A 3,673-nucleotide genomic window follows, 5' to 3' on the forward strand; every position below is an offset into this window, starting at 1 on the left:
TCCCCGTCGTCTACGAAAGCTGTTTTATAAATCTCACCAACATTTCTGACTATCCCGGTGAGATAAATCTAACCCTCTACTACGACCAATATGCCAGCGACTTTGACTGAATCTGAGTTAACGAATGTTACTCCAGACTCCCTCTCAACTTTTATCAGAGAGAGACTTGCCAATTTATTGGCGCAACCCGCAACTGATACATTTACGACAGGGACAGACCGGGGAGTAGCATTCCAGCTCACGTACAGTGCCAATGACTACGATAAATTTGGCATTGAAACACGAGTCACCGCCAATTTAGACGTAAACGAGCGGCTGTTTTTCGAGTGGAATGAGCCGGGAAATACTCCAACGACAGAAGCCAATGCCTCTCGGTTCTGCGATACCGTGAGATTTACAGCCTTATCTTCCATTGGCGCTGTGGAAGTTAATCATCCACAAGCGAAGTTGTTGTTGCTATTTCAAGGAACTCTTTCCCAAGTCCTGGGATTTTTCCGACCTGAACGCCCAACGTGGTGGGATATGTGGCCCTACGCCTTTGTTCCTTGGAATCAAACTCTAGTTAATCTCTCATCTTGTAGTGCGGCTCGTTCTCCATTTAATTTGCAGTTAAATAGTGGCGGGACAGACTATGCCTTGGGGCTTCATTCAACGAGACTTGAGAACATGAATCCGCGATCGCTCCGTCGGGAGTACTACCAACGCATTCCCATTTACAGTCCCTCCAGTAACAATTGTGGGTCATGCGGCTCACTCAACGAAGAATTCGTGATGTTTGCTGGAGAAGGTGTAAAAAGAGGCGATCGACCTGTTATCGACGGCAATCAGTACTACTGCATTAAGGGCGGTGTTTCAGCGATTGGAGTGAGAATATGACGGTAACTGCTGAACCTGCCTGGGAATTAATCAATTATCCCATTCCACGGGTCAGTTCTCTAGTCCTCGAAAAACCACTTCCGGGTTTGGCAAATATCTTTCTCCCTTTATTCAGTAAAATAGATATTGTCAAGCCCCTTCATTCCCATGCAGTTCCTTTCATTCCCAATCCATTCAAACTTCAGCTAATCAAAGTCTTAGCGGGGTTTCCCACACCTGGAGCCGTTGCGACGACAATAATTTCCACACCGACAGCTTCATTGCCTAGTCAACCCAGGCTTTTCAAGCGAACTCGTGTGATTGGTCAACTTTTTCCTTAAATCAAGTCGAACAACAATTGAAAATATGCGGGGAGTTTTTCCCCGCTTAATCAGTTTTATGGCACCAACCTACACCATTAACAGTTCACATTTATCAAATCTCAAAGAAGCTAATCTACTGGGTGATAATGCTCATATCTATCTGACCTTGCGCTCCCTCAACAATCCTCCCAAAGTTAGTTCTACTGTTGATGCAGACAGTCTGCAATCTAAGGGTGTCCCAAACAAATCCTTACTTCCTGCTCTTGAACGACTCGGAAGACTAGGATTGATAACTTCCTACACTTTGCCAGCTATCAAATTCACCTGGAGAGTCAAGCCTACATCGGCACCTTTGATGGATGAACTTAAAGAACTTCATCAAGGAGGAGTGTTTGATGGCAAAGGATACCTCAGATATGTCCTGTGGTACGAGTCAAATAAAGGTGCTATCAGTCCTCTAACCGTTAATCCCAACAAAATGCTGACTGATTGGGGCATTGCTAACGATGACCTTATCACCTGGATGAGCGCTCTAGAATACGTTCCTGCTGTATACAAAAGTGAAACCTACATACCTGCAAAAGGTTGCATTACCAACGACCTCACGGGTACAGTAACAGTAAATTGGCTAGGTTCTCCTGGTACTGTAATATCTCAGCAGGAGTTAGCCGAACTCAAGAAAACTATCCTCTCCCCAGCAGCATACGCCTACTTTGCAATTCAGAGTGTCAGAAGTGGCGGCATAATCAACGCTGACGAACTAGAGAAAGACTGGAAAATTCCGAATACAGAGTTATTCACGCATCTGGTAACATTTGACCGCAGAGATGTCATGTACCTCCACTTGGGGGACACGGTAATTGAGTGGCTGGAGCATCCTTCTGGCAATGAACAAGATAGTCTGCTCTCTGAACTGGGGAAATTTTTCTATAAATTAGGCTCTCTTAACCCCAACCGGGAACCGTTCACCCCCGTCAACTTCGCCAATCTAGAAACCAGTTGGGAAATTCACCGCTACGACTTGATAAACCTGATGGTGCGGCTGGTTAATCTCAAACTCATCAATTTCGACCTCTCCAATGTCAACGTCTCCTGAACCGAAGCGAGTCAGTATAACACTCACACTTTACAAGAAGCTAATTGAATATCTCTCCCAATCAACGGACATTCAGCCCTGAGCGGAGTCGAAGGGTTGAAGCATCTCACCTGCACAACCGTCTGCTATTAGACACGCAGCAGCTTAACGATGACTCGACCGAAAACGGCAGCAACAAATAAGCCTTGCATTCTCGTGGTGGAAGATGAAGCGCCAATTCGTGATAACCTACGTGAACTTCTGTCGGCTGAGGGGTATCAAGTGATGGAAGCTGAAGATGCGATCGCTTCCTATAATTTACTCTTTGAGCAAAATCTAATTCCCGATTTAATCATCTGCGACATCAATCTGGCTCGTGTTTCGGATGGCTTCGCTGTACTTGACAGAGTTCGCAAACATGCACCCACCTCTTCCGTTCCTTTTATTTTCCTCACCGCCAGGGGCGAACGCACCGATATGCGCCGGGGCATGGAATTAGGTGCGGATGACTATATCACCAAACCCTTCACCCGTGCTGAGATTCTGGGTGCGGTGGTGGCGCGTTTGGGACGGCATGAATTAACGAAACCATTACCCAAAGAAGCCACCTACTTTATCATTCTGAACGCTCCCGGCGTAGCGAATAGGCGCATTGAGATAGGGGATTTTGAGCTATTGGGGAGAAGCGATCGCTCTACAATCCAAATCAACGATCCTGCCAATCGTCTCTCCCGATTCCACGCGGCGCTACAACTTCGTAAGCGAGAAACATCCCCCACTCACTGGGTAACAGACGGGCCAATTTCCAAGAAGCCAGAACCCTCTGAGTATGGGGTGTGGGTTAACGGCACCAGAATCACTAATCAACAGGCTTTATCTACAGGCGATCGCATTTATCTAACGGAGAATATTTGGTTTACCTACCACATCCAGCCACCGGAAGGAAAAGAAAGCCGTGAGCATTCAACCATCTCGTAAAGAACACGTCTTCAAAACAGGAGCAATAATCGTCCTGGGGCTATCAGGTTCTGTCCTCATTCATGCGTTGATTCGGTTGGTGAGTGAAGCACCTACGGCAATCGATTGGGAATTGTTGGGTTCAGCCTTTCCAATCATCACCGCACCCTTAGTCTGGATTGCCAAACGCTCGGTAACATTAGGGTTGGAATTTGCTTCCCTAAAGGAGCGAATCAAGAAGCTTGAAGAACGAGATGAGGAGTGGAAAAGTCAGAAAAATGAGCATAATTGGTTGAAAGTCCGACTTGACCATCACGATACTCGCCTATCCGATTTAGAGTATTCCAAGAAAAAAATGATCCAAAACCAGGGATACTGAGAGAGTAATTAGTGTGCAATCTGCTGTATGTCTTCAGAATCGTTAATCAAACTAAGTGATAGTCTTCGGTCGTTGTACATCAAG

General features: G+C 46.1%; 5 protein-coding genes. All 5 read left to right on the forward strand.

Annotation, left to right across the window (positions count from 1 at the left end; all coding sequences use genetic code 11):
* Positions 1-90 precede the first annotated feature (90 nt).
* The 5 genes from IQ257_RS28990 (at position 91) to IQ257_RS29010 (ending at position 3,589) form a co-directional block, all read left to right on the forward strand.
* Positions 91-876 (forward strand): hypothetical protein, encoded by a 786-nt coding sequence (locus IQ257_RS28990; protein WP_193882311.1) that lies wholly within the window; start codon positions 91-93, stop codon positions 874-876.
* Positions 873-1,196: a hypothetical protein gene (locus IQ257_RS28995; protein WP_193882314.1), complete on the forward strand. Its 324-nt coding sequence runs from the start codon at positions 873-875 to the stop codon at positions 1,194-1,196. Before IQ257_RS28990 ends, IQ257_RS28995 begins: the two co-directional genes overlap by 4 nt.
* A 58-nt stretch (positions 1,197-1,254) precedes the next feature.
* A complete protein-coding gene (locus tag IQ257_RS29000) occupies positions 1,255-2,274 on the forward strand; it encodes a hypothetical protein (RefSeq protein ID WP_193882317.1) in 1,020 nt (339 codons plus the stop codon).
* Positions 2,275-2,424: 150 nt separating this feature from the next.
* On the forward strand, positions 2,425-3,231 hold the full coding sequence (locus tag IQ257_RS29005) for a response regulator (protein WP_193882320.1): 807 nt from the start codon (positions 2,425-2,427) through the stop codon (positions 3,229-3,231).
* Positions 3,209-3,589 (forward strand): hypothetical protein, encoded by a 381-nt coding sequence (locus tag IQ257_RS29010; RefSeq protein WP_193933466.1) that lies wholly within the window; start codon positions 3,209-3,211, stop codon positions 3,587-3,589. The genes IQ257_RS29005 and IQ257_RS29010 overlap by 23 nt, the downstream gene beginning before the upstream one ends.
* Positions 3,590-3,673 lie beyond the last annotated feature (84 nt).

It is taken from the genome of Coleofasciculus sp. LEGE 07092 (assembly GCF_015207375.1).
Classification (GTDB): domain Bacteria; phylum Cyanobacteriota; class Cyanobacteriia; order Cyanobacteriales; family Coleofasciculaceae; genus LEGE-07092.